We start from the raw sequence: 25,863 nt of genomic DNA on the forward strand, positions 1-25,863 counted from the left end.
TGGATTCAGTCCCTGGCCTGCCGCACCTTGTCGGTCAGGCAGCGCAGCACATAGGGCGAGACGAACTTCTCGACCTCGCCGCCCAGCGTGGCGATCTCGCGCACGAAGGTGCTGGAGATGAACTGGTACTTGTCGCCCGGCGTGAGGAACACGGTCTCGACCTCGGGCATCAGCGCGCGGTTCATGCCGGCGAGCTGGAACTCGTAGTCGAAGTCGGTCACCGCGCGCAGGCCGCGCACCATGGCCTTGCCGCCCTTGGCGACGACGAAGTCGCGCACCAGGCCGGCGAAGCTCTCCACCTGCACCTGCGGATAGGCCTTCACCGATTCGCGCACCATCTCGATCCGCTCGTCCAGCGAGAACAGCGTCTTCTTGTGGTGGCCGGCGGCGACGGCCACGATCACCACGTCGAACAGCTGGGCCGCGCGCCGCACCACGTCCTCGTGGCCCAAGGTCATGGGGTCGAAGGTGCCGGGGTAGACGGCAATCACGTTCTGGCTCATGGGCGGCTTCCTCCTGGGGGGCTTGTCTCGTGCGGCGCGATTATGCGCGGCCGAGCAGGTGCGCATGGACGGCGCCGGCCTTCAGGTGGCGCAGCTCGGCCAGGCCATGGCCGGCCAGCCGTTCGGCGCTCCAGTGCTCGGGTGCCTCCAGGTACAGGCGGCCCTGCGGCGTCAGCACGCGCAGTGCAGCGGCGATGGCAGGCTCGTACGACTTGCTGTCGAACGGCGGGTCCAGCAGCACCAGGTCGATGCTGGCCGCGGCCAGGCGGCCCGTCAGCGCGACACCGTCGCCGCGCGTCACCTGCACCTGCGCGGCGCCGAGCCGGGTCTTGAGCTGCACCAGCTGGGCCACCAGGGCCGCATCGGTCTCGAACAGCTGCACCTCGCGCGCGCCGCGCGAGGCGGTCTCCAGGCCCAGGGCGCCGGTGCCGGCGAACATGTCCAGGCAGCGCCAGCCGGTCAGGTCCTGGCCGAGCCAGTTGAACAGCGTCTCGCGCACACGGTCGGGCGTGGGACGCAGGCCGGGCTTGTCGGCCACGGGCAGCTTGGTGCGCTTCCACTGCCCGCCGATGATGCGGACTTCGTGCGGACGGGCGGAGGGCGTGGTGGTCTTGGCAGGGGAACGGGGCATGCGGCGAGCTTAAGCGACGCCAGCGGCCCGCATGGCCAGCCCTGCCGCCAGCACCAGCATGGTGGCGCCGATCAAGCGGTCGAGCCATTGCCAGGCGCGCGGCCGCGCAAACACCGGTGCCAGCCAGCGGGCGCCGAAGCCCAGCGCGGCGAACCAGCCGGCACTGGCCAGCGCCGCGCCGGCCACGAAGACGGCCCGCGCCAGCGGCGCATGCTGTGCACCGACCGAGCCGACGAGCAGCACCGTGTCCAGGTACACATGCGGGTTCAGCAGCGTGAATGCGGCCGCCTGCGCCAGCACGGCGGCCCGGCCACCGGGCGCGGCCGCGGCAGCCTGCAGCGTGGCCGGCCGCCGGCTGCGCCACAGCGCGCGCAGCCCATAGCCGGCCAGGAACACGGCGCCCAGCGCGGCCAGCGCGCGCGCCAGCAGCGGCTGCGCGCCCAGCACACCGGCCATGCCGTAGACGCCGGCTGCCACCAGCACCGCGTCGGCCAGCGCACAGAACAGCACCACCTGCGGCACATGGGCGCGGCGCAGGCCCTGGCGCAGCACGAAGGCGTTCTGCGCGCCGATGGCGACGATCAAGGCGAGGCTCAGCGAAAAGCCCTGGAGGAAAGCAGTCATGGGCGCCGAGCATGCCCGCGCAGCAGCCAGGGGGCCAGCGCGAACTTCTAAACTCGGTTCAGTTTTGCTTCATCCACAAGGAACGCCATGCTGGACTATGCCGCGCTGTCGGCGCTGGCCGCCGTGGTGCGCGAAGGCAGCTTCGAGCGCGCCGCCCAGGCGCTGCACGTGACGCCGTCGGCCATCTCGCAACGCGTGCGGCAGCTGGAAGAGCGCGTGGGCTGCGTGCTGGTGGTGCGCGGCCAGCCCTGCCGCGCCACCGAAGTCGGCCAGCACCTGTGCCGCCACGTGGCCCAGGTGCGCCTGCTGGAACACGACCTGCAGGGGGCGCTGCCGGTGGCCGCCGGGCCAGCCGCAGAGCGCGCACGGCTGCCCGTGGCCGTGAACGCGGACAGCCTGGCCAGCTGGTTCGCCCCGGCTGCCGCGCAGTACGCCGCCACCGCCCCGGTGCTGCTGGACCTGACCGTGGACGACCAGGACCACACGGCCGAACGGCTGCGCAGCGGCACCGTTCTGGCGGCCGTGACGGCGCTGGCCAAGCCGGCGGCTGGCTGCAACAGCCAGGCGCTGGGCACGCTGCGCTACGTGGCCGCGGCCAGCCCGGATTTCATGGCGCGGCATTTCGCCGATGGCGTGCAGGCCCGCAGCCTGGCGCTGGCGCCCAGCCTGCTGTTCGACCGCAAGGACCAGCTGCAGGCGCGCTGGGTGCGCCGCCTGTGCCGCAAGGCCGTTCCGCTGCCCTGCCACCTGTTGCCTTCGCCGCAGGCCTTCGTCGCGGCCGCTTCGGCCGGCATGGGCTGGGGCATGCAGCCGCTGCCGCTGGTGCAGCCGCTGCTGGCGGCCGGCCTGCTGGTGGAACTGGTGCCCGGCACGCCGCTGGACGTGCCGCTGTACTGGCAGCACGCGCGGGCCGCCTCGTCGCTGCTCGACGGGCTGGGCCGTGCAGTGCTGGCCGCCGCGCGCGCTGCGCTGGCCTGAGTGCGTGCGCCTCAGGCGCCGCCGACCACCACCGTGACCATGCGCTCGGGCTGCAGCATGCGCGCGAACGCGGCGCGGATCTGCGCCACCGTGACGGCCTCCACGCGCTGCGTCCAGTTGTCCAGGTAGTCCAGCGGCAGGCCGTTCCACGCGATGTTGGACACGTTGCCGAGCAGCTTGCGGTTGCTGTCCAGCCGCAGCGCGAAGCCGCCGACCAGGTTGTCCTTGGCGGCCTTCAACTCCTGCTCGGTCGGCCCTTCGGCGACGAAGCGCGCCAGCGTCTCGCGCGCCACCGCGATGGCCGCGTCGGCCTGGTCGGTGCGGGTCTGCAGGCCGATCGTGAAGGCGCCCGCGTGCCGGCCCGGCGAGAAGTCGCTGGACACGCCGTAGGTCAGCCCGCGCTTCTCGCGCACCTCGTGCGTGAGCCGCGAGACGAAGCCCCCCGCGCCCAGGATGTGGTTGCCCACCAGCACGGCGAAGAAATCCGGGTCGTCGCGCTTGATGCCGGGCTGCCCGATCAACACCTGGGCCTGGTTGGACGCGAACGGGATGCGGCGCTCCTCGGCCTTCGCCAGCGCAGGCACCTCGGCAACCGCCGGCAGCGGCGCGCAGCGCGCCTGCGGCAGGCGCGACAGCAGGGTGCGGACCAGCTGGTCGGCCTCCTTGCGCGTGACGGCGCCGACCACGCTGACCTTGGCCCGGCACGGCAGGACGGTCTGGGCATAAAAGCTGCGCAGGTCGTCGACCGAGATCGCGGCCAGTGTCTGCTCGGTGGTCTCGCGGCCGTAGGGGTGGCCGCTGTAGACCAATTCCTGGAACGTGCGGCCGGCGACCGTGCCGGGCCGCGTGTAGGACTCGCGCAGCGCCGCGCCGATGCGTTCGCGGTCGCGCTGCCAGACCGCTCCATCGAAGGCGGGCGTACCGAGTTGGCGCGCCGCAAGCGCCGCAGCCTTGGGCAGCAGGTCCGGGTAGGTCAGCGAGCGCAGCGAGAAGCTCATGCGGTCGCGGCCCGCGCTGGCACCGAAGGAGGCGCCCAGGTCGGCCCAGGCCTCGCCGAGCGCGTTCTCGTCCAGCGCCGGATCCTTGCCCTGCGCAGCGATGCCCTTGTTGGCCTGCCCCGCCGTGGCGTTGGCCAGGCCGGCCTGCGCGGCCGGGTCGCGGCGCGAGCCGGCGTCGAAGTCGATCTGCACATCGACCATGGGAATGCCCGGGCTCTCGACCAGGTAGACCTCGGCGCCGCTCGGCTGGGTCCAGCGCTGCAGCGGGATGGCGGCGCCGGCCCAGCCGGCGGCCACGAGAAGGGATGCGGCCAGCAGCAGCCGCGCGGAAGAAGTCAGCTTGTTCATCGGCTCGGCTCGCTGGAAGGGACTGGGCGTGCACCGGCGGGTGCGTTCTTGCGGGTGGCCGGATCGATGGGCTGCGGCCGCAGCACGGCCACGTTGAGCTGGTCATCGCCGAAGTAGCGCGCCGCCACCGACTGCACCTGCTCGGCCGTGATCTGGCGCAACCGCTCGATCAGCCGGTCGGACAGGTCGGGCGCGAAACCGCCGACCCACTGGCTGCCCAACTCGCGCGCCTGGTTGAACAGCGAATCGCGCTTGTAGACCTGGCCGGCCACCCACTGTGTCTTGACGCGGGCGAGCTCGGCCGCGCTCACGCCTTCGCGGGCCACGCGCGCCACCTGCTCGCGCAGCGCCGCCTCCAGTTGCGCAGTGGTCTTGCCCGGGGCCGGCACGCCGTCCAGCACGAACAGCTGCGGGCCGCGGCCCATGAGGCCGTTGCTGGCGCCGGCGCTGTCGGCGATGCGGTCCGGGCCCTGCGTCAGTGCCCGCTCCAGGCGGGCGCCGGGGTAGCCGTCGAGCACGGCCGACAGCACGGTCAGCGCGAGCGCATCGTCGCTGTCCTCCAGTCTGGTGAGCTTGGGAACCTTGAAGGCCATGGCCAGGTAGGACTGCTCGGCCGGGGCCTTGAGTTCCAGCCGGCGCATGCCGCGCTGCTCGGGCTCCTCGCGCGGCTTGCGGCCGGGCACCGCGGCGGCCGGGATGGCGCCGTAGATGCGCTCGGCCAGCGCCCGCGCCTGCTCCACGTCCACGTCGCCCGCGATCACCACGGCGGCGTTGGCCGGCACGTACCACTGGCGGTAGAAGTTGCGCACGTCGTCGGCCGTCAGGCTGTCCAGGTCGCCCATCCAGCCGATGATGGGCCGGCGGTAGGGCGCGGCCTGGAAGGTCATGGCCATGAGCGCCTCGTACAGCCGCGCGCGCGGCGCGTCGTCGGTGCGCATGCGCCGCTCTTCCTTGATGACGGCCAGCTCGCGCGTGAATTCGTCGTCGGGCCAGCGGTTGTGGGCGAAGCGGTCGGCCTCCAGCCGCATCACCTCCTCGAGCCGGCCGGAGGGGATCTGCTGGTAGTAGCCGGTGTAGTCGTAATAGGTGAAGGCGTTCTCGGAACCGCCGATGGCCGCCACGCGGCGCGAGAACTCGCCGGGCTGGAGCTGCTCCGTGCCCTTGAACAGCATGTGCTCGACGGCATGGGCCACGCCGCTGGTGCCGTCCACCTCGTCCATGCTGCCCACGCGCAGCCAGACCATGTGCACGGCCGTGGGCGCGCGGCGGTCGGGCTTGACGATCAGCGTCATGCCGTTGGACAACTGGAACTGCTGGGCGCCGGCAGACGAAGCGCCGGGACTTGCAGCAGGGGAAGGCGCCGAGGGTGCGGTCTGTGCCTGCAGGCCGATGGAGGTCCAGGCCAGCGCGAAGGCCATGGCGGACGCAGAAAGAATGCGTTTCATAGAATCATCCGATTCTAAGAACGCCCCAAATGTTCAGTTTCTTCAAGAAAAAACCGCAAACGCCCGAGCAGGCCCCCGCCGAGGCGGCGCCCGAGCCGGCGGCCGCGCCAGAACCGCCCGAGCCCGCCGGCCGGAACTGGCTGCGCAATCCCTTCGGCGCCAAGGCGGAACCCGCACCGGAGCCGCCCCCTGTCGAGATCGCCGAGCCTGCGGCGCGCGCCGGCTGGGTCGACCGGCTCAAGCTGGGCCTGCGCAAGACCGGCAGCAGCATCACCACCGTGTTCACCGGCACGCGCATCGACGAGGCGCTGTACGAGGAGCTCGAGGAAGCCCTGCTGAAGGCCGACACCGGCGTGAAGGCCACGACGGTGCTGCTGGACGACCTGCGCCGCCGCGTGAAGGAGGCCCGTGCCACCGAGCCGGCCGCCGTGCGCGAGCTGCTGGTCGATGCCATCGCCGACATGCTGCGGCCCCTGCAGAAGCCACTGGTCATCGGGGAGCACAAGCCGACCGTGGTCATGGTGGCGGGCGTCAATGGCGCCGGCAAGACCACCTCCATCGGCAAGCTCACGCGGCACCTGGCGGGCCACAAGGCCTCGGTCCTGCTGGCCGCTGCCGACACCTTCCGCGCGGCCGCGCGCGAGCAGCTGGCCGTCTGGGCAGACCGCAACTACGTGGAGATCATCAGCCAGCAGGGCGGCGACCCGGCCGCCGTGGCCTTCGACGCCGTGAACGCCGGCCGCGCACGCGGCAAGGACGTGGTGTTGGTGGACACCGCCGGCCGGCTGCCGACCCAGCTGCACCTGATGGAGGAACTCAAGAAGATCCGCCGCACGCTGGTCAAAGCCGACACGGCGAACGGCAGCGCCGGCACCGGCGCGCCCCACGAGGTGCTGCTGGTGATCGACGGCAACACGGGCCAGAACGCGCTGATGCAGGTCAAGGCCTTCGACGACGCGATCGGCCTGACCGGCCTCATCGTGACCAAGCTCGACGGCACGGCCAAGGGCGGCGTGCTGGCCGCCATCGCGCAGGAGCGGCCGGTGCCGGTCTACTTCATCGGCGTGGGCGAACGGCTGGAAGACCTGGAGACCTTCGACGCGCGCGAGTTCGCGCAGGCGCTGCTGGGCTGAGCGTCAAGGCAGCCCACGGCTGCTCAGGGCCGCTCCGGGCTGGTCTGGCATTCGCCCTGGAACAGCTGGCGGCCGTCGTCGCGCAGCAGCCGCGCCTGGCGCTTGCGCGTGTCCACGCGCCACTGCGCGCCGGTGCCGAACACCACCTCGTCGCCCGCCACGAAGCCCGAGCTGAGCCACTGCCCGTTCACGGCCACGGCGTTCTCGGCCGCGCTGTAGCGCACCTCGGCGCGGCGTGCCGCCTGCCCGGCATCGGGCCGCATCTGGCAGTACAGGCTGCGGCTGTCGGGCGGGCTGCCCCGCGCGGCGAGTTCGGCCGCGATCTGCGCGGCGCGGCCGGGCGCGCCGCTGGCATCGCAGCTGAAGGAAGCGACGAAGGCCGTTCCGTCCATCACGTGGGTGGGCTCGAAGGCCAGGCTGGACGGATCGATGCGGCCGCTGCGGCGCGGCGGTTGCACGAAGGGCTGCTCGGGCTCGAGCCGGCCCGAGGGCATCACCGAGCTGAGGATGGCGATGCGCTGCGGCACGCGGCAGTCGATCACGTAGTTGGCATAGCCGACCAGCGGCGACGGCCGCAGCGCATGCACCAGGAAATAGGTGCCGGCCACGTGGTGGCGGTCGACCACGTCGAGCGCGATCGCGTCCACGCCGACCAGCATCTCGTCGATGCGCTGGACCATGTGGAAGCTGGCAGGCGCGGGTTGGGCTGCGGCCGACAGCGCCATGAATGGCGCGGCAATGCAGGAGAAAAAACGGCAGGACGGCATCAAGGGATTGGGGCACCCGCCGGTGCCGCATGCGGACCTACATGGCGGGCTTGTCGCTCAGGGCCTTCAGATTGTCGCGCAGCTGCTGGCTCATCGGCAGGCCGAGATTGGTGCCGCGCGGCGGGATCGGCGACAGGAACCACTTGTTGTACAGGCGCTCGAACTCGCCCGACTTCATGGCGTCGGCGAACACGCCGTCGACCAGCGCCTTGAACGCGGGGTCGTCCTTGCGCAGCATGCAGGCATAGGGCTCGACCTGCAGCGAATCGCCGACCACCTCCAGCTGGTCTGCCGCCTTGGAGTTGGCGCGCAGGCCGAACAGCAGGATGTCGTCCATCGCGAAGGCGACGGCGCGGTCGCTCTCGACCAGCAGCAGCGCGTCGTCGTGGTCCTTGCCCAGGACCACGTTCATGTTGAGGTTGTTGTCCTGGTTGTACTTGCGGATCACCTGCGCATTGGTGGTGCCGGTGGTCGAGGCCACGGTCTTGCCGGCCAGGTCGGCGTAGTTCCTGATACCGGAGGACTTCTTCACGATCAGGCGCGTGCCGGTGTAGAAATGGTTGATGGCGAAGGCCACATCCTTGCCGCGCGCGGTGTTGTTGGTGGTCGACCCGCACTCCAGGTCGATGGTGCCGTTGGTGAGCAGCGGAATGCGGTTCTGCGAGCTCACGGCCATGGCGCCGACCTCCAGGCTGGGCCTGTTCAGCTTCTTCTTGACGGCCTCGACCACGGCATCGGTCAGGTCGACCGCGAAGCCCACGGCCTTGGTCGATCCGGCCAGGTAGCTGAACGGCACCGACGACTCGCGGTACGCCACGGTGATCCTGTTGCTCTCGGCCACCTTCTTCAAGGTGTCGGCATGGGCAGCGGACAGGCTGGCACAGCACAGGGCGATGGCGGTCAGGCGGGACAAGGCAGGCATGGGCTTCCTCGGCGAACGGATGGAGCAACCAGTGTAGGGACACGGCCCACACGCAATAGCAAGGGATATGCCTGAGTGCGTGGCACCGGCTTTGCAGACCTGGGGCGTGGCCGAGGGACGTCGGTAAAACCCCCTCACGCGCAGAGCGCATGTTGCTTACGCTGGCGGCCCCGATACCCATGCAAGAGACACACATGCAGACGCAGATGGCAAAGCCCTGGCTGAACAGCTACCCCCCGAACGTGCCGCACGACGTGGATGTTGCGCGCTACCGCTCGCTTGCCCAGCTGCTGGAAGAGTCGTTCAAGAAGAATGCCGCGCAGCCGTTCTCGGTCTGCATGGACTGCTGGATGTCCTACCGCGAGCTCGACGAGGCGTCCGCCGCCGTGGGCGCCTGGCTGCAGGGCATGGGCCTGGAAGAAGGCGCGCGCGTGGCCATCATGCTGCCCAACATTCCGCAGTTCGCGGTGACGATGGCCGGCGTGCTGCGCGCGGGCTACACCTGCGTGAACGTCAACCCGCTCTACACGGCACGCGAGCTGGCGCACCAGCTCAAGGACTCCGGCGCCAGCGCCATCGTGATCCTGGAGAACTTCGCGCACACGCTGCAGAGCGTGATCGCAGACACACCGCTGCGGCACGTGGTGGTCGCCTCGATGGGCGACATGCTGGGCACGTTCCACGGCCCGTGGATCACGTTCGCCGTGCGCCATTTGGCCAAGATGGTGCCGGAGTTCCAGCTGCCACTGGACAACGGGCGCAGCGTGACGCCCTTTCGCACGGTGCTGGCCGAGGGCGGGCGGCGCAGCCTGCGTCCGGGCCAGGCCACGCTCGACAGCATCGCCTTCCTGCAGTACACGGGGGGAACGACCGGACTGTCCAAGGGGGCCGTGCTGACGCATGCCAACGTGATCGCCGGCGTGCTGCAGTCCGAGGCCTGGTTCTCGCCTGCGCTGGCGCGCGTGGGCGACCTGCGCAAGGTCAACAGCGTCGCCGCGCTGCCGCTGTACCACATCTTCGCGCTCACGCTGTGCCTGCTGGCCATCCGGCTCGGGTCGCACCTGACGCTGATCCCCAACCCACGCGACATCGGCAAGTTCGTCGATGTGCTGAAGGCCCGCCCCTTCCATCTGCTGCCTGGCGTGAACACCTTGTTCAACGCGTTGCTGCAGCATCCCCAGTTCAGGCACCTCGACTTCTCCCACCTGTGCGTGTCGCAGGCGGGTGGCATGGCGGCGTCCGAAGGCACGGCAAGGCAGTGGGTCGAAGTGACGGGCTGCCCGATGGTCGAAGGCTGGGGCATGAGCGAAACCGTGGCCATCGGCACCAACAACCCGGTCACGGCGACAGCCTTCAGCGGCACCATCGGCTTGCCGCTGCCCGGCATCGACATCGCCATCAAGGACGACGAAGGCCAGTCGCTGGCGCAGGGCGAGGCCGGCGAGATCTGCATCAAGGGGCCCAACGTGATGCGCGGCTACTACCAACGCCCTGGCGAGAGCGCGGCCGCGTTCACACCGGATGGCTACATGCGCACCGGCGACATCGGCACCATGGACGCGCAGGGTTACTTCCGCATCGTCGACCGCAAGAAGGACATGATCCTCGTCAGCGGCTTCAATGTCTTCCCCAACGAGCTCGAGAACGTCATCTCCTTGTGTCCCGGTGTCGTCGAGTGCGCGGCCATCGGTATTCCCGACGAGAAGCAGGGCGAGGCCATCAAGGTGTTCGTGGTCCGCAGCGACCCCTTGCTGTCGGAAGAAGACGTCTCGCGCCACTGCCACGACAACCTGACGGGCTACAAGCGTCCCAAGCACATCGAGTTCCGCGACGAGCTGCCCAAGAGCAACGTCGGCAAGATCCTGCGGCGCGAACTGCGTCGCGAGAAGGTCTGATGGATCTGGCTCTCGTCGGTATAGTCGTCGGCGTTTTGCCCTAGACAACATCGGAGAGACCATGGAGTACGAGACCATCACGTTGCGTGTGGAAGCCGGCAAGGTCGGCATCGTCACGCTGAACCGGCCCAAACAACTCAACGCGCTGAACGACCAGCTCATGAACGAGCTGGGCGACGCGCTGAAGACGCTGGACCGGGACGACAGCATCGGCTGCATCGTGCTGACCGGCAGCGAGAAGGCGTTCGCCGCCGGTGCCGACATCGGCGCCATGGCCAAGTACAGCTTCGCCGATGTCTACAAGGGCGACTACATCACGCGCAACTGGGAGCAGATCCGCGGCATCCGCAAGCCTGTGATCGCGGCCGTCAGCGGCTTCGCGCTGGGCGGCGGCTGCGAACTGGCGATGATGTGCGATTTCATCATCGCGGCCGACAACGCCAAGTTCGGCCAGCCCGAGATCAAGTTGGGCGTGATCCCCGGCGCCGGCGGCACGCAGCGGCTGCCGCGCGCGGTCGGCAAGGCCAAGGCCATGGACATGGCGCTGACGGGCCGCATGATGGACGCCACCGAAGCCGAGCGCTCCGGCCTGGTCAGCCGCGTCGTGCCCCTGGACAAGCTGCAGGAAGAGGCCTTGGGTGCTGCTTTGTCGATCTGCGAGTTCTCGCAGATCGCCGTGATGGCCGCCAAGGAATCGGTCAACCGGGCTTTCGAAAGCGGGCTGTCCGATGGCGTGATGTTCGAGCGCCGGCTGTTCCACGGCCTGTTCGCCACCGCCGACCAAAAGGAGGGCATGGACGCCTTCATCGGCAAGCGCAAGGCGGGCTTCACCAACACTTGAAGTTGGCTTGAAATTCCGCGCTATAATGTGCGGCTTGGCGCTTTAGCTCAGTCGGTTAGAGCGATGGAATCATAATCCACAGGTCCGCGGTTCGAATCCGTGAAGCGCCACCAAACAAATCAAGGGCTTAGCAGCGATGCTAGGCCCTTTTTCTTTGGCTGGTCGCAGCTTGCAGCCCAGCTGCAAGCACCCGAACGAAATGGTGGCGGCCCCTGAAAGCAGGCGGGAAGCTGCTTGTGCCTCTTTCTTGGGCACCGGGCTGCAGCCCGCACCAGGCAACGATCCCCGCAGTTCCCCTTTGTGTTGTCCACAGCGTTGCCCACGGGCGACAGGGACAACTCAGGAACCCCAGAAACGACAAAGCCGCCTGTCGGCGGCTTGGTGGTCTACGGGGCGCATTGGTCCGAGGAGGACCCTGTTGCCCTCGCCAGCTGGCGATCAGCCCTTCATGCGCTTGATTTCGACCTTGGCAGCGTCGTGGTTTGCCTTGGCCTGGTTGGTGCAGGCGTTCTTGGCGTCGCCAGACAGGTCATCGCACTTCTCCTTGGCCACTTCATAGGTCATCTCGGCCTTGGCTTCGGCGACCTTCTTGGCATGGCTATTGGAAGGCTTGTAGCTCTGCTCCAGTTCGGCCTTTGCCACGTTCTCCGTGCCCTTGGCTTCCTTCTCGCAGACATCCTTGGCGTTGTCCTTCAAGGTGTCGCACTTGGCCTTGGCCACCTTGTAGTCGGCCGAGATCTTTTCCTTGGCCACGTTGTACTCGTCCTTGGTCATCGCGTTTGCGCCGGTCGTGGCGAAGAGGCTGCCAGCCAAGGCGATCCAGAGAAGATGCTTTTTCATACTGTGTCCTTCGGAAGTTGACGTTGATATGTTGTTGGTCGCCGGGCTGCTGTTGTAAGGTGTCCGGCGGAAGGGACTTTCCACCAATGGCGCGCCTGATGCGGTAGGACGCCGCCGCTTCGCCCGATAGGCCGCGCCGAGGAATGCAAGTGGTCGGCGATCACCTAGACGCGGCCGCGCTCATCAGTGGCGGCAGACGGCGTGTTGCGCGCCCTGGAGACGACCGAACCGCTCGTGTACGAAGATCGTTTCGACGAGGGCTTCGCGGCCACCGGGCTGCCCGACGAACTGGCTCCGCTGCTACGCCCGGCCGATGTGATGGATCCCCAGCCAGCCACCAATGTCATGCTGCCGGGCCACGCGCAGATTCCGAGCAGCGCGGCTGACAGCGGCGTCAAGGACTTCGAGTCCTGGCTGGGTGTGGGTGCTGCCGTGTTCCCGATGCGCGTACACCGACCACGGCAGTGGCGCAGCCGCTGGTTCGTCACGCGGCTGCTCTCCCTTTTCCTGAGCCGCCGCTTCAAGGCGGTGGGTCAGGGCCGCGTGACGCGACGGCCTTTGGCCTGGCAGCAAGCCTACGGCGGCGCAGACCGGTTCGGTGGCCGGGCCGATGCGCAGCACTGGCCCTTCAATCCCGCAGGCCAGGGCTTCCACGTGGATCCGCGTGCCGCCACCATCCAGGGCCTTGCCCTGCCCGCCATCGAAGACCCGCGTCAACGCATCAAGCAATGGCAGGATCGGCGCACACCCCAGATCCCAGGTGCATTGAACCCATTGTGGGCACCGCGCGTGGACCACGGGGGAACCCGTGATGCGCGCTGGCGGGCCACGCGCGCGCCGGCCCGGCCACGGGACGGCACCGCGCACTTTCACAACACCGCCCACCCTGACTTGCAGTTCAGCCCGCACCTCAAAGGCGGCGAGCCGGTCCGCGCGCAAGGGTTCACGGACGATGGGCAGGCCCTGTTTTTCGAGTTGCCGGATCTGGCGCCGCAGTTGCACAGTTACCACTATGGGGAATTTGCGGCCCATGCATTGCCGCTCAATACCGTGCTGATCGATGCGGACAGGCGCCAAGTCACGCTGTTGTTCCGGGCCTTCGTGCCAGACGTGCATCGTGGCAATGCGCTGCGCAGCCTCATGCTGGGCAGCCGCGATCATCCGGTGGAGTTGAAGCCATGACAGGAAAGACGCAACCGCGCCGGGTTCTTGCCGTGCCGGTGCAAAGTGCCGGCGTGTGCACGGCAGCCGGCGGCTTGGGCGCGACGATGGCGCAGTGGGCTGGCGGTGGCGGCGCCATCGGCAGCATCTTGTTGGACGCCTACGATTGCACGGGTGATGCAGTCGCTGCGCGGGCGGCGCTGGTCGAGGCCACCAGCGATGCGCAGACGCCAGAGCTGAGCTTCATGGCACGCATGCAGCCGATGCTCGTCGCTGCCGTGGCCGACCTCTGCCAAGCAACCGCACTGCGCCCGAAGGATCTCGCGCAGGAGCGTCTATTCATCGTTGTGCCCGAGAGCGACAGGGCGCTGGGAGCGTCATGGGTCCGTCAGGCGTGGATGCATCTCCACGGCGCCTTGGCCGAGAGCGAACAGCAGGCGATGCAGCAGCGGATCAGCGCGCATTCGTCGGTGGTCGATGCGCTCGGGGCCGCGGTGGGATGGTTGCCCCTATCGGAGGCTGGCGTGCTGGTGCTGTGCTGCGAGAGCTGGCTGACGCGTGAAGCCTTGGCAGTGCTGGACGCGCCGACCTGCTGTGCAGCCCCAGCAGCGACGGTGTCGTGCCCGGCGAGGCTGCGGTCTTGTTGCGCTTGCACGCCTCCGCGCCAAGCTTGCGCTGCACCGAGGCCATGGAATCAGAAGACCGCCATCGCAACGAGCGCCCCTTGGGCACGCCGATCAGTGACGCCTTGCTGGCTTTGCATGCCGGTGGCGGCGGGACTGCCGCGGTGCTGTGCGATGCCCATGCAAACCTGCGTGCGATGGCCCGTGAAGCGGAATTCCTGAGGCGGCGCCACTGGGCAGATCTGCCACCCGACGGGCCCGCCTGGTGCAACGGCGCGGTGCTCGGCTACGTCGGCCAGTGCATGCCCCTGTTGCAACTCGCGGCGCTGGCAACAGGGCCGCTTGGCGATTGGGCTGCAGTGGCATACGCGCGGTCGCTGTGGCGGCAAGCCTGGGTGAGCGTGAGGGACGCCGCCGACGCGCAGGCCGACAAGAACCCGCGCAGCACAAGCCTCTCGGCAGCCCCGCCCGCGCCGGCTTCACGTGCCATCGTCGATCACCGGTTTGCGGCTGCGTATCGCCTCAGCCTTGCTGAGGCCACTGCCACGGTGCCAGTGCCTGCGCGTTGACACATGGCCTCGCTTATGGCGCAGTCAAGTTTCCCGGAGGTGTGCAATGTGCTCAGAACCTGACCTATGGCTCAGAACACCGGCGCAACTCGAGCGTGCCGCTCGCCAGCAGTTGCGCCATCAGCAGGGAGACGCGCCGCCCTGGCTGGTGCCCATTCTTTTCGTCCCCGGCATTGGCGGCAGCAGACTGGCGCTGGTGGACGCACGCAACGCGCCAGCAAACGGCAACCACGACACCTTCCTGTGGGATCCCGACAGCAGCTCGCAACATCGGCGAGCTTACGGCTGGCTCGCCCAATCCGAAGCCGACCTCAGCGCGAACGACGCGGCAGCCTTGGCGCTGGCGCGGCGTTGGCAAGCGCAGGCGCAGGTGATGCGCCATCGTGCGGAGGACACGGACGACAGCCTGGTGCGGCTACTGGCCGACTCGCAAGGGCTGCCCAATGCTTGTGCATTGCTGCCGGAACTGCACCACGCATTGCTTGCACAGGCCCGCGGATTGGAGAGCCGGGGCTGGATGGCGCTGCCCCGGGCCTACATGCCCCTGGCACAGCAGCTGTCGGACACACTGGGTACGGCAACAGATCCGCAGTTCGCCTTCCTGGCGCACGCACATGCGTGGGACTGGCGCCAGCACCCTGCCGATGCGGCTTCGGGCTTGTTGAACGCCATCCAGGCCTTGTTGAGCCAGCCCCACGTGCATCCAATGGAGCGCGCCTGGCGTTGGCCAGGGCAGCCAGGCCTGGTCATCGTGGCGGAAAACGCTGGCATGGAACTGGTCCGGGCCGCGCTGCCTCTGTGTCCGGCGGGCTCCGTCATGGCCGTCTACGCCGTGGATGATGTTCGGCCGCAGACGTTGCCCGATGATCGTTCTCATGGAGCTTCGGCCAGTCGAGCATGGTTTGCTGCACTGTGCAATGCGCGAAACTCGGGTGGTTCGGATGCTTCAGGGCAGGACACGCGCGTCCTGTCGGCAGGCTGGTCCGCATGGCAGGCCACATTCAAAGATTCGCGCGCGGCGCGTCTGGCCGTCAACGCCGTGCTGGCGGGGCCATTGAGCTTGTTGCCGGCGATGGCCTCCGAATTTGGATTCGGCACCGGTACGCCCCGCGCCGTTCTCGACGACCCCCTGTGCCTGCTGCGTACCCGCATCGGATGGGACGGGCACGGCCCCATGCCCCCCCTGCTGGAGGCAGATCCTTCCTGGCACGCCCGGGCACAAGCGGTCGCACAAGATGTTCAACGACGTGCCGCTGCGCAAACGACGCAGGCCGTGTCTCAGGTGAATTGCGTGGCGGACACCCGTTTACCAACGACCGTGCACCTGCAATGGAACAAGTATCCGGCGTCCATTGGACAGGATTCGGCAGACTCTTTGCACCGATGGCGGCTGGATGTTGAAGCTGACGGGGGCGTGTGGCATGCGTCATCGGATGACGGATTCCCGACCCTGCGCTGCAGCAGTGCGGCGCAACTGTCTAGCCAGATTCGCCGCGACATCTGCCAACGCCTGCTGCGTCAGGCCCCAACACCGATGGGGCAAGTCCTGCAACCCTGGTTTGCCGAGCGCGTGTGCAAGGCAGGCCGTCCCCACGTCAATGGAGTTCCATCATGAGCCAAGCCGGCTTCTACGAATTGCTGACTGGACACTTTGCCAATGGCCGTGCCTTGGAGAACGTCTCCGAGAGCCAACATCTGGCGCACTCCATTGCGGACCACATCGCCCGGCTATTGAACAGTCGGCAGGGCGCGTTGAACGCCGCGCCTGGTTACGGGCTTCCGGACAACAACCTGATTTATGCGAACCAAGCTTCCGCCCGTGAGCAGTTGCGTGCCGAGATCGCGCAAGCGGTCTTGCGCTACGAGCCGCGGGTGCTGGCTGTGCAGGTCAAGGCCAACGTGTCCGCCAGTTCCGACTTTCTGCACACCTACCAGATCACATGTCAACTCAAGCGCAGCCTGGCATCGGTCGAATTGGAAGGCTGGCTGCGCGAGGACGGACAACTCCATCTGCAGCCCCGCGGTGCAGATGCCAATACCGGGGCCGCTGACGGCGATTGAGCCCCTCGCCCGGATCGCCACGGACGCGGTAGCGGAACCCGGCGAGGGCTGCATGCCGCGAAGACTGAGCAAGACACGTTGCCCACGGTGTTTTGGCCGAGCCAACGCTGTTGTGGCCGCGCCCTAATCCCAATGTGTGGGGTTGACCCGACTGTGCTTCGTCCGCGAGCAGTTGATCATGTTCGCGGACCTTGAAGCGCCCAATCCAAGTTCGAACTACGCCCTTTTCAACGACTCAGAAGTGTCTAGGACATCCGGGGCGATTCGACGACTCTAGACATCCCAGTCTGGCCCACCTGTCTTGGTCAAGGGGGGCAGGGGCAGCGCTCACCCACTAGCCATCGCGCGCTACCTGGGCCAAGCGCGTACTCCACCAAGATCCGGCGAAGAAGGACGCCCACCCGAGGTCGCCTGTTACCCAGCGCCACGCGCCCTGCCCCACGGACCCTTCTGACGCATGGAATTACTTGCGCGTTTCAGCCGTCTGTAAACGCTCCTGGCTGATCTGCTCGAGCCGCGCTCCGGCGGCCAATGCCCCACGGGCAAGAAATGCGATGAATGCGACAGTGGCCAAGGCAAAGAAGGTCATGGGACATCTCGGAATCGTGTCGTTTAAACGACTTGAGCCGCTATGGTTGACGTTTTGAGCGATTTCTTGAACGAGTGCAAACCCTGATTTGTATAGTTTCGACATATGCCGGAGGTGACTCAAAGGCGGAAGTAAAGCAGTACGGCAGGAAGCATCGCCGAACATCTGTTCGAAGCTCAGATGGTCGGGATCGATGAACTGATCACCATGTGATGTTGTAAGATTACAACAAACATGGACCCGCGCCCGCGCCCGCGGCCGATCATCGATGGCGAATGCCCCGGCATGCGGGCCATAGCGCGATCACTGCGGCCCGCTGGCGCATGCTGGCGGTCGTGATGTGTTCTTCGGGTTGACGCTGTTGTGAAAGGTCAGTCGGAATGAAGCCGCAAGTCAAGGCAGCGGTACCGGTGATCAAGCCCTAGCAGGCGGAAATTGCTCGGCTGAGAGCCCAAGTGGCGCGGGTGACGGTGGAGCGCGACATCGTAAGAAGGCCGCGGGGTACGTTGCCACACGCCGGCAGCCCGACTGGCAATCATGGACTGGATCGCCTTGCACCACCACTCGCCGCCACTCGGCGCTGAAGACCTCAGTCCGATGCAGTTCGAACGAATACGAAGGGGCTTGCCCAGTCCCCAATACGGTGTCCAGGCACCAAGATTGACTCGCGGAAGTTCAATCGGAAACGGGAAAGGGGAAGTCCATGGCGGAGAGTACACGTGCGCCGGTGGCGCGGGTAGGGGGGTAGATCTGTCCAAGCGGGTTGACCAGGTGCATGCGATCGATGCGTAGGAGCAACGGTGCTGGCCAATGCCATGCCGGTGGATCGCTCCTTTCGTGGTGCGCCGAGTTGCCAGCAGGCTGTTTCGTGGCGATGGAAACGTGTGGCGGCGCCCACCATGTAGCCCGGTGCCTGCGCCTGGTGGGGCTGGATGCCAGGCTGATCGCGGGCAACTTCGTCACGCCCTGCCGCATGGCTGGCAAGAGCGGCAAGGCCAGTTGGCCGTGCATTGCCTGCGCAAAGGCTCAAGGAAGAGCACACCGCGTTGATCCACCGCATTCGCGGCTTGCTCACCGAGTTCGGACTGGTGTTTGCGCAAGGCCCAGAAGCATTGCGCCCGGTGCCGGCCAGCGTGATCGACGACGCCAGCAGCGAAGCGCCCCGCGCCGCGCGACTGGCGCTGCAGCGCGCGCATCTGCATTGGATCGACATCGACCTGCAGATCGCCTGGTGCGACGAGCGCAGTGCCGCGCATGTGCGCGCCGATGCGCGGGCCACCAAAGCAGACATGTTGCTGGGCATTGGCCCGACGACCGCGTCGGCCCTGGTGGCCAACGTGGGTGAGTTCGGCCAGCTTGCCAACGCGCACCAGTTCGGCGCCTGGCTTGGCTTGTGCCCAGCCAGAAATCCACGGGCGGCAAGGCCAGCTTGGCGGTATCACTAAACGCGGCGACGACTACCTGCACACGCTGCTGATCCAGGATGCCAAGTCGGCCGTGATGAGCGCAGCCAAACGCAACGACCGCATCAGCCAGTGGCTGGTGCAGCTGGAAAGAGCGGGTCGGCTGGCAAAAGACTGTCGAGGCGTTGGCCAACAGAACGCGCGCATCTTGTGGGCGGTGCTCCACGCGTGATGGCGTGTTTGATCCGACCATGTGCCCCAAATCCCGCAGGCGCGGCACAAGCCCGTGACGGCATGAATCGATTCCCTGATTGGACGTGCGATGGCAGATATCCACCATAGGTCAGACCGCCAGCAGGTGAGCTCGATAACTCGTCCGTGCTTCAAGCACGAGGAACGAATGGAGTCCTTCCGGGCGTTTCGTATCTGCGGCCGCGGACCTCTCGTTAACACAAGCCCGCACGTCGATGTGCAGTCTGTCCTTTTGCGGTAGTTCCTGAATTCATCGTGCGTCTGCGATCAATGAACACAATACCGTCAATCAAGAAGAAAGCCTATAAGCCGCTGTTGAATAAAGGGGAAGTCCCTGTACATGCTGGTTAGCGGCGCAGCACGAATCTGCCGTTTGATGATCGGGCAATGCGCTCCGATTCTCGGTTCAAACACACCACCCGCACCGCGGATTCGGCATGCAACTTGCGCCGCTGATCAATGCCTAACCGATGGCTTTGAAGACTTGTCTATCCAGGCCGGATCGATCAGTGCATTCAACTCAGACCAGGCCGCCAGCAGGCAGATCGGGCAAGGTCTCACTCAGGTTCATTTGCAGCAGGCTGGGCGAACAAAAGGGAACGTGTTCGACACGTTCCCTTAACCCGCCTCTAGCCCCACCTCAGCAATTCATCGTCTGCCGTTTCTCTTAGCAATCAAGGCCATCGCAATGACTGCAGCGACTGCAGCCCAGCCATCGTCCGAAAACCAGCCAGCCGTTGATAGCGCTGTTGGCTGGACCGATAATGCTGATTCAGGATACGGCGCCCATGCCACAACGGCCGAAACAGAAAGAACTAATACTACGGAGATCAGGGGGCGCTTCATTTTGTTGAAGTTGTAATAGCTCTATCAAAAGGGCGAAAAACGACCGAAACGTGTATGCGCATCTAGCGCGCAATCGTGCCGCAGAAACACTGCAGTTACTGGCGACTTCCACCGCAGTTCTTCCGGCGAACTCTAGGCCTTCAAATAACTTGGAGCTTGTCATTCGCTGCATGGTCACCTCATCGATTCACCATGCGCCCCAGTGGCCAGCAACATTTAGACGATATTAGGCTGTTGCAGTCTGACTGACCGGTTGGGTATCACGCGTCTCAACCCAATGGCTTCCGATGCCGTGGGCGTCAAGCGCCTCCGCTAGTCTATTTTTGAGCAGCCATCGGTTCATCAACGAGCCTTCCATCCAATCGCAGACGAAACGTTGGCTCTGGCTCCGCGCCAAGTCGCGCGTGCCTGCAATGCGAATTTGTGTCATGGTGCGCAAGCGTAACCATGAGACCGCATTGCCCATGTGACATGCTGCACATCTTTCGCATGGCATGTGCGCGCTGGACGGCTACACGTCGCGCAGGAATTCAAGCTTTGCCGTTGCGCTTCGCAATCACAGCCATGACAGCGATAGCGGCAAACACTTCCCATGCAATGCCACTGTCGCCGCTGAACGTGGATGTTGCCCATGAGGTGGCCGCCTCTGGCAAGGCCTGAACCGACGGCAGTCCTGGGTATGCGCCCAAGGCGAATGCCGCCGATACGGCAAGCAAAGATACGACGGCGATGAGCAGTCGCTTCATCAACTTGGTGGAATTCATCCACTTGCACAGCAAGCGCTGTGCCAGCAATAAAAATCAACAACTTAGCGCGATTTACTAGGGAAATCCCGACCTGTATGTAATGTCCTTCGTCGTCGGTCAACTCCTACATTTCATGAGATGAAGCGTCAGCGATTGCTAGCGGCTCTTCAGTTGGAACTTGCATGCCAGAGTGGTTGTGATTGTGGCCGGTCGCTCGCCCCCCCGCGCTACGCCAATCGATACCCGATTGGGGTGTACCCGCTGTCTGTTTTCTTTACATGAAGCGACATTTCAGTCGCAGTGACGGCGTTTTTACGTTGATTTCCTTGCAATCGTGCGCGTGGCGCAGAAGTTGCATCTTCCAACGGTGGGGCCTGGCAAGGCGATGGACGTTGCTTTTTTCGTCTGCTGGGAAGCATCCGACGCGCGCTTGGCACGCACGCTGACCCGAACATTGACCTGGATTCTTCAAGCATGAGCGATCAAACCAAGAGCGACAGTTCGAAGCCCGCACAGCCCGTATCGGTGGCCGTCGAGCCCAGGACGCACGTCAACAGCGCAATGACTGTGCCGTATGTTCCCAGCAAATCAGTGCCCACCCGTGCTGGTGCCGACGACCACAAACGGCATGCCACCAAAGGGTTGCCAACCTAGAGCTTGTGACGAAGCTCTTTCTATCCACATGCCCCGCATCCGCGGGGCGTTTTCTTTGCGGGCGTCTTGCCTGTTTGCGGACACTGCATCGCAGTGCATCGCGAGGCCTCGGTTTGAGGGAAGACGTACAGGTGCTTCTCCACAGCCTTGCCCACAGCGGGACTGGCACACGACAGGAGCGGGCTCACACGCCAAAAGCCGCCATGAAAATGCCAGTCGGTCGGATGACGGACTGGCATCGGCGCGCGAATTTGGGTTCGAAGCTTTGGGATTGGCCGTGGACTCTTACGCGGCCCACGTTTACGGCACTTTCGCATGCAGGACCACTCTGTAGTTTTTCGTCGTGAGCGATCTTGTCGACGTGCCGCCGTGAGATTCGGCGTTGCCTGGCCAGGCGTTTTCGCCGACTGAAGAATCAGCGAAGTCGAAGATTATAGCTTCAATCGGGTTTGGCCCCCGATGCCTTGACCACTTTCGACCATCTGGCCGTCTCGTTCTGCATCAAGACCATCAATGCTTCGGGCGTGCCCGGACTCGGATCCATGCCCAGCATGGCCAGCTTGTCCTTCACATCGGGCAGAGCCAGTACGCGCGCGACCTCCTGGTTGATGCGCAGCTGCGTCTCGCGCGGCATGCCCGCGGGGCCGAGCAGTGCGAACCACGATGTCGCCTCGAAGCCCGGCAGGCCGGCCTCGGCGATGGTCGGGATGTCCGGCGCAGCGGCCGAGCGCTGCGCGCTGTTCACGCCGAGGGCCTTGAGTTCGCCGGATTTCACGAGCGGCAGGGCCGACGGCATGTTGTCGAAGATCATCGCGGTGCGCCCGCCCAGCAGGTCCGGAATCGCCTGGGCACGTCTTTTGTAGGGCCCGTGCTGCATCTTCACGCCGGCCAGCGTGTTGAACAACTCTCCGGACAAGTGGATGGAGGTGCCGCTGCCGGACGAGCCAAAAACTTGTCTGCCAGCACGCGAGCCAGCGTGTCCGGGGCGCCACCGGACGCGAAGGCCACGACGAGGCGGAGAGGCTTGGTCGGCCAGACTGCCGGCTGCGCGATGGCAGACAAGGCGCCAGCCAGCAGGGCAACAGTACAGCGGACAGCAGCAGTCGGCGTGGGGCGGTCGGCATGGGGCAGTCTCTTTGTGCGACGGCACTGTGCGCAGCAGCCCGGCACGCGCCAGCGGGGCTTGACCTAGGGCGACAATGCCCGCCATCCCGTCGCGCCATACACATGCTTGCCCGCCTGCAACGACTGCTCTGCCTGCTCCTCGCCCTGCTCGCCCTGGCCTGGTTATGGGGCTGGTGGGCCTGGTCGCCGTTGCTGGCGCTGGCGGGCCTGGCACTGCCGGCCGTCGGTTATGGCGCCTTGCTGGCCTGCGAGTTCGTGCTGCTTGCGCGCCGGTACGACGACCCGGCGCCACGGCCGACGCCGGTGCAGTTGCTGTCCGCCTGGTGGGCCGAATTGCGCGGCGGCATGCAGGTGTTCTTCTGGCGCCAGCCGTTCCGCGAACACGCAGAGCCCGACCATCTGCCGCCCGGCGCGCGGCAACGCGGCGTGGTGTTCGTGCATGGGTTGTTCTGCAACCGCGGGTTCTGGGCGCCCTGGATGCGGCGCGCCCGCGCGCTCGGAGTGCCCCATGCCGCCGTGAGCCTGGAGCCGGTGACGGGATCGATCGACGCCTACGTGCCGACCATCGACGCCGCGGTGGCCCGGGTCACTGCCGCTACTGGCCAGGCGCCGATGCTGGTGTGCCACAGCATGGGCGGCCTGGCGGCCCGCGCCTGGTTGCGCACCCCGGCCGCCGCGGGCCGCGTGGCGCATGTGGTGACGATCGCCAGTCCGCACGGCGGCACCTGGATGGCCCAGCTGGGCCACGGCGCGAATGCGCGCCAGATGGAACTGGACAGCCAGTGGCTGGCCCAGCTGGCACGCGACGAGGCCCAGGTCCAGGCCGTGCCCTTTACGTGCTGGTACTCCAATTGCGACAACGTGGTGTTCCCGGTGTCCACGGCCACGCGGCGTGGTGCCGACAACCGCTTCGTGCCGGGCCATCCCCATGTCGCGCTGGCATTCAACGAGCGCGTGTTGAGCGACACCTTGCAGGGCGTGCGCGCAGCCTGAATCCGGCGGCAGAATTCCCCTCCCCATTTCCTTCTACGCAGGAGCGGCCTTGGAAACGCTGGACAAGCTGGATCGCCAGATCCTGAACGCGCTGCAAACCGACGGGCGCGCCACCTACGAGCAGATCGCCGAACAGGTGGGCCTGTCGGCCAGCGCCGTGCTTCGGCGCGTCAAGCGGCTGGAGGACAGCGGCGTGATCGACCGCTACGTGGCGCTGGTCAAGCCCGAATCGGTGGGCCTGGCGCTGACCGCCTACCTGAACGTGCGCCTGGAGAAACTGGCCGAGACCCACAAGCGCAATCCCATGGACCTGTTCCGCGCCAGCGTGGTCACCTGGCCGGAAGTCGTGGAATGCGAGGCCCTGACGGGCGACATGGACTACCTGCTGCGCGTGGTGGTGCGCGACATGGCGCACTACCGCAGTTTCGTGATGGGCACGCTGCTCAAGCATCCCAGCGTACAGGACTGCAAGACCAGTTTCGTGCTGGACCGCGTCAAGGCCACCACCGCCCTGCCGCTGTAAGGCGCCTCAATGGTCGGCGCGCATCTGCGCCGCACTGCGGACCAGGCCGCGCGGTGCATCGGTGCGCAGCACTTCCAGACCGGTGCGTGCATGTTCCTCGCGGTCCAGCAGGCCGGCGAACATGAAGCTGACATCGCTCATGCGCTGGCGTGCCAGCAACAGGCCCTGGGTGGGCGCCAGCGCCTGCATCCATTCGCTGCGCAAGGCCCACAGAGCTTCCGGACCGGCTGCCGACTTGATCTTGACGGCCAGATCCGCCCACATCTGTGCGTCCGCCACGCCGCCGAGCTGGGCCAACATCAAGCGCCGGATGCTGTCCACGCGGCCTTGCCGGCGCGGCCACAGCCACCGCAGCCACCCTGGACGGCCCGCACGTTCAAATGACGCTGGACGATCACCGGCCGAACTGTCAAAAGGCATGAGCGACACAAAGTTCTCCTGATCCACGGCGCGAAGCCGATCCGCTGCGCAGTATCGAAACGGCGCGTTACAGCGCAATTGCAGTGCACAACAAGCTTTGTTTCGTTTGTTGCTGCAGCCGATTCACCTTCGGGCACGTGCAAGTTCTGTGCAGAAGTGCCTGCGCATTTGGGACGCAGGACTTATATTGCTGCAATGCAGCATAACACCCGATCCCCTGCGCCGTCTGCGGTCGACGGCAGCTCGCGCGCCCATGGCCGCGATGGGGCCGAAAAACGCCGCACCGCCCCGGTCATCGTGCCGATCCGCTCCCTGGGCCCCGAGCACCGCGAACGCATCGCACGCCATCTGATGGCGCTGGGTGCACATGACCGCTACCTGCGTTTCGGCTATGCAGCAGCCGATGAACACGTGCGCCGTTACGTCGATGGCCTGGACTTCGCACGCGACGAGATCTTCGGCATCTACAACCGCCGGCTCGAGCTGATTGCCATGGCGCACCTGGCCTTTTCCATCGACCCCTCGCTGACCTCGTGCGCCGAGTTCGGCGTGTCCGTGTCCGAGCACGTGCGCGGGCGCGGCTACGGCGCGCGCCTCTTCGAACGCGCCGTCATGCACGCCCGCAACGAGGGAGTGCAGAGCCTGTTCATCCACGCGCTGAGCGAGAACACGGCCATGCTCAAGATCGCCCGCAACGCGGGCGCGACGGTGGAGCGCGATGGTTCCGAATCCGAGGCGTTCCTGCGCCTGCCGGCCGCCACGTTGGATTCGCGCATGACCGAGCTGGTGCAGCAGCACCTGGGCCTGACCGACTACCACCTCAAGGCCCAGGCCCACCAGTTCCGCCGCTTCCTGGCCGGGCTGCAGGAAGTGCGGCAGGGCGTGCAGGTCGCGCGCGGCAAATCCGGGCGCTGAACCCGACCGATCGGCGCCCGGCAGGACCCGGGCGCGGCGATCCGCTATCCTTGCGGCTCCCCCACAACCGCACGCCGTGCACCCCCGTTCAGTGTCAGACCCCTATCCAGGGCGCTCCGCGCCAGGTAGCCCCGAGCGCGAAGACAAGCGCAGCTTCCTGCAACGCCTGGCCGAATTCATCCATCCCGGCCCGGATTCGCGGGCGGAACTGATCGAAACACTCAACGACGCGGAGCAGAACGACATCATCGGGCCCGACGCCCGGGTGATGCTCGAAGGCGTGATCCGCATGGCCGACCAGACGGCTGGCGACGTGATGGTGGCGGCCACGCGCATGGACTGCCTGGACATCGACGCGCCCTACGAGGAGCTGCTGAACCAGGTCATCGACACGGCGCACTCGCGCTTCCCGGTGTACGAGGGCGAGCGCGAGAACATCATCGGCATCCTGCTGGCGAAAGACCTGCTCAAGCTGCAGCGCGCCCCCGAGCTGAACCTGCGCGCACTGCTGCGCCCGGCGGTGTTCGTGCCCGAGAGCAAGGGGCTCAACGACCTGCTGCGCGAGTTCCGCGGCAACCGCAACCATCTGGCCGTGGTCATCGACGAGTTCGGCCGTGTGGCCGGGCTGATCACGATCGAGGACGTGCTGGAGCAGATCGTTGGCGAGATCGAGGACGAGTTCGACATCGTCGAAGACCACGGCGACATCTTCGGTCTGGCCGACCGCACCTACCGCGTCAGCGGCGACACGCCGGTCGAGCGCGTCGAGGAAGCCTTTGCCGTCACGCTGCAGACCGGCCCCGAGGATGACCGCTTCGACACCATCGGCGGCCTGATCGCGCACGAAGTCGGCCATGTGCCGCGCCGCGGCGAGAGCCACGATCTGGCCGGCCTGCGCTTCCTGGTGCTGCACACCAAGGGCGGTGCCGTGCGCTGGTTCAAGGTGTTCCCCTCGGCCGACGCCGGCGACGCCGCTGCATGAGCGCCGCCCGGCCGCCCGAAGGCCCTCGCACCGCCGCCCGCAGGGCGAAGGTCCAACAGTGAATCTGCGCGCCCTG

The 25,863-nt window shown here is 66.5% G+C and carries 25 protein-coding genes and 1 tRNA gene; 14 read left to right on the forward strand and 12 right to left on the reverse strand.

Features of this window, described 5'->3' with window-relative positions:
• Nucleotides 1-5: 5 nt before the first annotated feature.
• The 3 genes from coaD to ASF44_RS31540 are packed head-to-tail and all read right to left on the reverse strand — an operon-like array spanning nt 6 to nt 1,758.
• Nucleotides 6-503 (reverse strand): pantetheine-phosphate adenylyltransferase, encoded by a 498-nt coding sequence (gene coaD, locus ASF44_RS06385; protein ID WP_056898373.1) that lies wholly within the window; start codon nt 501-503, stop codon nt 6-8.
• Between the two features lie 40 nt (nt 504-543).
• Nucleotides 544-1,134, reverse strand: a complete 591-nt coding sequence (gene rsmD / locus ASF44_RS31535; protein WP_056898374.1) for a 16S rRNA (guanine(966)-N(2))-methyltransferase RsmD — start codon at nt 1,132-1,134, stop codon at nt 544-546.
• 9 nt (nt 1,135-1,143) lie between these two features.
• A complete protein-coding gene (locus ASF44_RS31540; protein WP_056898375.1) occupies nt 1,144-1,758 on the reverse strand; it encodes a LysE/ArgO family amino acid transporter in 615 nt (204 codons plus the stop codon).
• Between the two features lie 87 nt (nt 1,759-1,845).
• On the opposite strand from ASF44_RS31540, the gene ASF44_RS06400 reads away from it, so the two are divergent.
• Complete coding sequence (locus tag ASF44_RS06400) at nt 1,846-2,736, forward strand: LysR family transcriptional regulator ArgP (RefSeq protein ID WP_056898376.1); 891 nt, start codon at nt 1,846-1,848, stop codon at nt 2,734-2,736.
• 11 nt (nt 2,737-2,747) lie between these two features.
• On the opposite strand, the gene ASF44_RS06405 is transcribed toward ASF44_RS06400, so the two are convergent.
• Both ASF44_RS06405 and ASF44_RS06410 read right to left on the reverse strand, forming a co-directional pair.
• On the reverse strand, nt 2,748-4,082 hold the full coding sequence (locus ASF44_RS06405) for a pitrilysin family protein (protein ID WP_056898377.1): 1,335 nt from the start codon (nt 4,080-4,082) through the stop codon (nt 2,748-2,750).
• Nucleotides 4,079-5,527: a pitrilysin family protein gene (locus ASF44_RS06410; RefSeq protein ID WP_056898378.1), complete on the reverse strand. Its 1,449-nt coding sequence runs from the start codon at nt 5,525-5,527 to the stop codon at nt 4,079-4,081. The genes ASF44_RS06405 and ASF44_RS06410 overlap by 4 nt, the downstream gene beginning before the upstream one ends.
• A 29-nt stretch (nt 5,528-5,556) precedes the next feature.
• On the opposite strand from ASF44_RS06410, the gene ftsY reads away from it, so the two are divergent.
• The gene (gene ftsY, locus ASF44_RS06415) at nt 5,557-6,660 is read left to right on the forward strand and encodes a signal recognition particle-docking protein FtsY (protein WP_056898379.1); all 1,104 of its coding nucleotides are present in this window, start codon (nt 5,557-5,559) and stop codon (nt 6,658-6,660) included.
• Nucleotides 6,661-6,683: 23 nt separating this feature from the next.
• On the opposite strand, the gene ASF44_RS06420 is transcribed toward ftsY, so the two are convergent.
• Together ASF44_RS06420 and ASF44_RS06425 are read right to left on the reverse strand one after the other, a co-directional pair.
• Nucleotides 6,684-7,385, reverse strand: a complete 702-nt coding sequence (locus ASF44_RS06420) for a hypothetical protein (protein ID WP_056898380.1) — start codon at nt 7,383-7,385, stop codon at nt 6,684-6,686.
• A 79-nt stretch (nt 7,386-7,464) separates the two neighbouring features.
• Nucleotides 7,465-8,349: a transporter substrate-binding domain-containing protein gene (locus ASF44_RS06425; protein WP_056898381.1), complete on the reverse strand. Its 885-nt coding sequence runs from the start codon at nt 8,347-8,349 to the stop codon at nt 7,465-7,467.
• A 206-nt stretch (nt 8,350-8,555) separates the two neighbouring features.
• Between ASF44_RS06425 and ASF44_RS06430 the strand changes: the two genes are divergently transcribed.
• The 3 genes from ASF44_RS06430 (at nt 8,556) to ASF44_RS06440 (ending at nt 11,198) form a co-directional block, all read left to right on the forward strand.
• The gene (locus tag ASF44_RS06430; RefSeq protein ID WP_056898452.1) at nt 8,556-10,244 is read left to right on the forward strand and encodes an AMP-binding protein; all 1,689 of its coding nucleotides are present in this window, start codon (nt 8,556-8,558) and stop codon (nt 10,242-10,244) included.
• Between the two features lie 61 nt (nt 10,245-10,305).
• Entirely contained in the window at nt 10,306-11,085 is a 780-nt protein-coding gene (locus ASF44_RS06435) for an enoyl-CoA hydratase (RefSeq protein WP_056898382.1), read from the forward strand.
• Between the two features lie 36 nt (nt 11,086-11,121).
• Nucleotides 11,122-11,198: transfer RNA gene (locus ASF44_RS06440), tRNA-Met, on the forward strand.
• Between the two features lie 325 nt (nt 11,199-11,523).
• Here the strand turns inward: ASF44_RS06440 and ASF44_RS06445 are convergent.
• Nucleotides 11,524-11,925 carry a hypothetical protein gene (locus ASF44_RS06445; RefSeq protein ID WP_056898383.1) on the reverse strand — a complete coding sequence of 134 codons (402 nt, stop codon included), beginning with the start codon at nt 11,923-11,925 and terminating at the stop codon, nt 11,524-11,526.
• Between the two features lie 201 nt (nt 11,926-12,126).
• Here ASF44_RS06445 and ASF44_RS06450 point away from each other — a divergent pair, with 201 nt between their 5' ends.
• The 4 genes from ASF44_RS06450 to tssE all read left to right on the forward strand — a co-directional run bounded on the left by ASF44_RS06450 (nt 12,127) and on the right by tssE (nt 16,339).
• Nucleotides 12,127-13,107, forward strand: coding sequence for a DUF2169 domain-containing protein (locus ASF44_RS06450; RefSeq protein WP_162243785.1), 981 nt, complete (start codon nt 12,127-12,129; stop codon nt 13,105-13,107).
• A gap of 667 nt (nt 13,108-13,774) precedes the next feature.
• On the forward strand, nt 13,775-14,278 hold the full coding sequence (locus tag ASF44_RS31545) for a hypothetical protein (protein WP_156374375.1): 504 nt from the start codon (nt 13,775-13,777) through the stop codon (nt 14,276-14,278).
• 46 nt (nt 14,279-14,324) lie between these two features.
• A complete protein-coding gene (locus ASF44_RS31550; RefSeq protein WP_156374376.1) occupies nt 14,325-15,893 on the forward strand; it encodes a hypothetical protein in 1,569 nt (522 codons plus the stop codon).
• Complete coding sequence (tssE, locus tag ASF44_RS06455) at nt 15,890-16,339, forward strand: type VI secretion system baseplate subunit TssE (protein WP_082524566.1); 450 nt, start codon at nt 15,890-15,892, stop codon at nt 16,337-16,339. Before ASF44_RS31550 ends, tssE begins: the two co-directional genes overlap by 4 nt.
• Nucleotides 16,340-16,802: 463 nt before the next feature.
• Here tssE and ASF44_RS33070 read toward each other — a convergent pair whose 3' ends face one another.
• Nucleotides 16,803-16,928 carry a hypothetical protein gene (locus ASF44_RS33070; RefSeq protein WP_255358190.1) on the reverse strand — a complete coding sequence of 42 codons (126 nt, stop codon included), beginning with the start codon at nt 16,926-16,928 and terminating at the stop codon, nt 16,803-16,805.
• 1,067 nt (nt 16,929-17,995) lie between these two features.
• Between ASF44_RS33070 and ASF44_RS31555 the strand changes: the two genes are divergently transcribed.
• Entirely contained in the window at nt 17,996-18,373 is a 378-nt protein-coding gene (locus ASF44_RS31555) for a transposase (protein WP_156374377.1), read from the forward strand.
• Nucleotides 18,374-19,959: 1,586 nt separating this feature from the next.
• Here the strand turns inward: ASF44_RS31555 and ASF44_RS31560 are convergent.
• Nucleotides 19,960-20,193, reverse strand: coding sequence for a hypothetical protein (locus tag ASF44_RS31560; protein ID WP_156374378.1), 234 nt, complete (start codon nt 20,191-20,193; stop codon nt 19,960-19,962).
• Nucleotides 20,194-21,268: 1,075 nt separating this feature from the next.
• The gene (locus ASF44_RS06465; RefSeq protein ID WP_056898386.1) at nt 21,269-21,733 is read right to left on the reverse strand and encodes a tripartite tricarboxylate transporter substrate-binding protein; all 465 of its coding nucleotides are present in this window, start codon (nt 21,731-21,733) and stop codon (nt 21,269-21,271) included.
• A 323-nt stretch (nt 21,734-22,056) separates the two neighbouring features.
• On the opposite strand from ASF44_RS06465, the gene ASF44_RS06470 reads away from it, so the two are divergent.
• Nucleotides 22,057-22,947: a triacylglycerol lipase gene (locus ASF44_RS06470; protein WP_056898387.1), complete on the forward strand. Its 891-nt coding sequence runs from the start codon at nt 22,057-22,059 to the stop codon at nt 22,945-22,947.
• A 49-nt stretch (nt 22,948-22,996) separates the two neighbouring features.
• A complete protein-coding gene (locus ASF44_RS06475) occupies nt 22,997-23,470 on the forward strand; it encodes an Lrp/AsnC family transcriptional regulator (protein ID WP_056663203.1) in 474 nt (157 codons plus the stop codon).
• 6 nt (nt 23,471-23,476) lie between these two features.
• On the opposite strand, the gene ASF44_RS06480 is transcribed toward ASF44_RS06475, so the two are convergent.
• On the reverse strand, nt 23,477-23,770 hold the full coding sequence (locus ASF44_RS06480) for a hypothetical protein (protein WP_162243787.1): 294 nt from the start codon (nt 23,768-23,770) through the stop codon (nt 23,477-23,479).
• Between the two features lie 315 nt (nt 23,771-24,085).
• Between ASF44_RS06480 and ASF44_RS06485 the strand changes: the two genes are divergently transcribed.
• Nucleotides 24,086-24,805, forward strand: a complete 720-nt coding sequence (locus tag ASF44_RS06485; protein WP_082524568.1) for a GNAT family N-acetyltransferase — start codon at nt 24,086-24,088, stop codon at nt 24,803-24,805.
• 91 nt (nt 24,806-24,896) lie between these two features.
• The gene (locus tag ASF44_RS06490; RefSeq protein WP_056898389.1) at nt 24,897-25,787 is read left to right on the forward strand and encodes an HlyC/CorC family transporter; all 891 of its coding nucleotides are present in this window, start codon (nt 24,897-24,899) and stop codon (nt 25,785-25,787) included.
• The last annotated feature ends 76 nt before the right edge of the window (nt 25,788-25,863 follow it).

Origin of the sequence: Pseudorhodoferax sp. Leaf274 (assembly GCF_001422445.1) — a bacterium.
Classification (GTDB): domain Bacteria; phylum Pseudomonadota; class Gammaproteobacteria; order Burkholderiales; family Burkholderiaceae_C; genus Pseudorhodoferax.

Excerpts from the sequence above, each read along its gene's own strand:
- ASF44_RS06445 (WP_056898383.1), bottom strand. The coding sequence starts at position 11,925 with ATGAAAAAGCATCTTCTCTGGATCGCCTTGGCTGGCAGCCTCTTCGCC.
- ASF44_RS06400 (WP_056898376.1), top strand. The coding sequence starts at position 1,846 with ATGCTGGACTATGCCGCGCTGTCGGCGCTGGCCGCCGTGGTGCGCGAA.
- ASF44_RS33070 (WP_255358190.1), bottom strand. The coding sequence starts at position 16,928 with ATGACCTTCTTTGCCTTGGCCACTGTCGCATTCATCGCATTTCTTGCC.
- ASF44_RS06420 (WP_056898380.1), bottom strand. The coding sequence starts at position 7,385 with ATGGCGCTGTCGGCCGCAGCCCAACCCGCGCCTGCCAGCTTCCACATG.
- rsmD (WP_056898374.1), bottom strand. The coding sequence starts at position 1,134 with ATGCCCCGTTCCCCTGCCAAGACCACCACGCCCTCCGCCCGTCCGCAC.
- ASF44_RS06425 (WP_056898381.1), bottom strand. The coding sequence starts at position 8,349 with ATGCCTGCCTTGTCCCGCCTGACCGCCATCGCCCTGTGCTGTGCCAGC.
- ASF44_RS31540 (WP_056898375.1), bottom strand. The coding sequence starts at position 1,758 with ATGACTGCTTTCCTCCAGGGCTTTTCGCTGAGCCTCGCCTTGATCGTC.
- ASF44_RS06410 (WP_056898378.1), bottom strand. The coding sequence starts at position 5,527 with ATGAAACGCATTCTTTCTGCGTCCGCCATGGCCTTCGCGCTGGCCTGG.
- ASF44_RS06405 (WP_056898377.1), bottom strand. The coding sequence starts at position 4,082 with ATGAACAAGCTGACTTCTTCCGCGCGGCTGCTGCTGGCCGCATCCCTT.
- ASF44_RS06435 (WP_056898382.1), top strand. The coding sequence starts at position 10,306 with ATGGAGTACGAGACCATCACGTTGCGTGTGGAAGCCGGCAAGGTCGGC.
- ASF44_RS31560 (WP_156374378.1), bottom strand. The coding sequence starts at position 20,193 with ATGAATTCCACCAAGTTGATGAAGCGACTGCTCATCGCCGTCGTATCT.
- ASF44_RS06470 (WP_056898387.1), top strand. The coding sequence starts at position 22,057 with ATGCTTGCCCGCCTGCAACGACTGCTCTGCCTGCTCCTCGCCCTGCTC.
- ASF44_RS31545 (WP_156374375.1), top strand. The coding sequence starts at position 13,775 with ATGGAATCAGAAGACCGCCATCGCAACGAGCGCCCCTTGGGCACGCCG.
- tssE (WP_082524566.1), top strand. The coding sequence starts at position 15,890 with ATGAGCCAAGCCGGCTTCTACGAATTGCTGACTGGACACTTTGCCAAT.
- ASF44_RS06480 (WP_162243787.1), bottom strand. The coding sequence starts at position 23,770 with ATGTTGGCCCAGCTCGGCGGCGTGGCGGACGCACAGATGTGGGCGGAT.
- ASF44_RS06430 (WP_056898452.1), top strand. The coding sequence starts at position 8,556 with ATGGCAAAGCCCTGGCTGAACAGCTACCCCCCGAACGTGCCGCACGAC.
- ASF44_RS06485 (WP_082524568.1), top strand. The coding sequence starts at position 24,086 with ATGCAGCATAACACCCGATCCCCTGCGCCGTCTGCGGTCGACGGCAGC.
- ftsY (WP_056898379.1), top strand. The coding sequence starts at position 5,557 with ATGTTCAGTTTCTTCAAGAAAAAACCGCAAACGCCCGAGCAGGCCCCC.
- coaD (WP_056898373.1), bottom strand. The coding sequence starts at position 503 with ATGAGCCAGAACGTGATTGCCGTCTACCCCGGCACCTTCGACCCCATG.
- ASF44_RS31550 (WP_156374376.1), top strand. The coding sequence starts at position 14,325 with ATGTGCTCAGAACCTGACCTATGGCTCAGAACACCGGCGCAACTCGAG.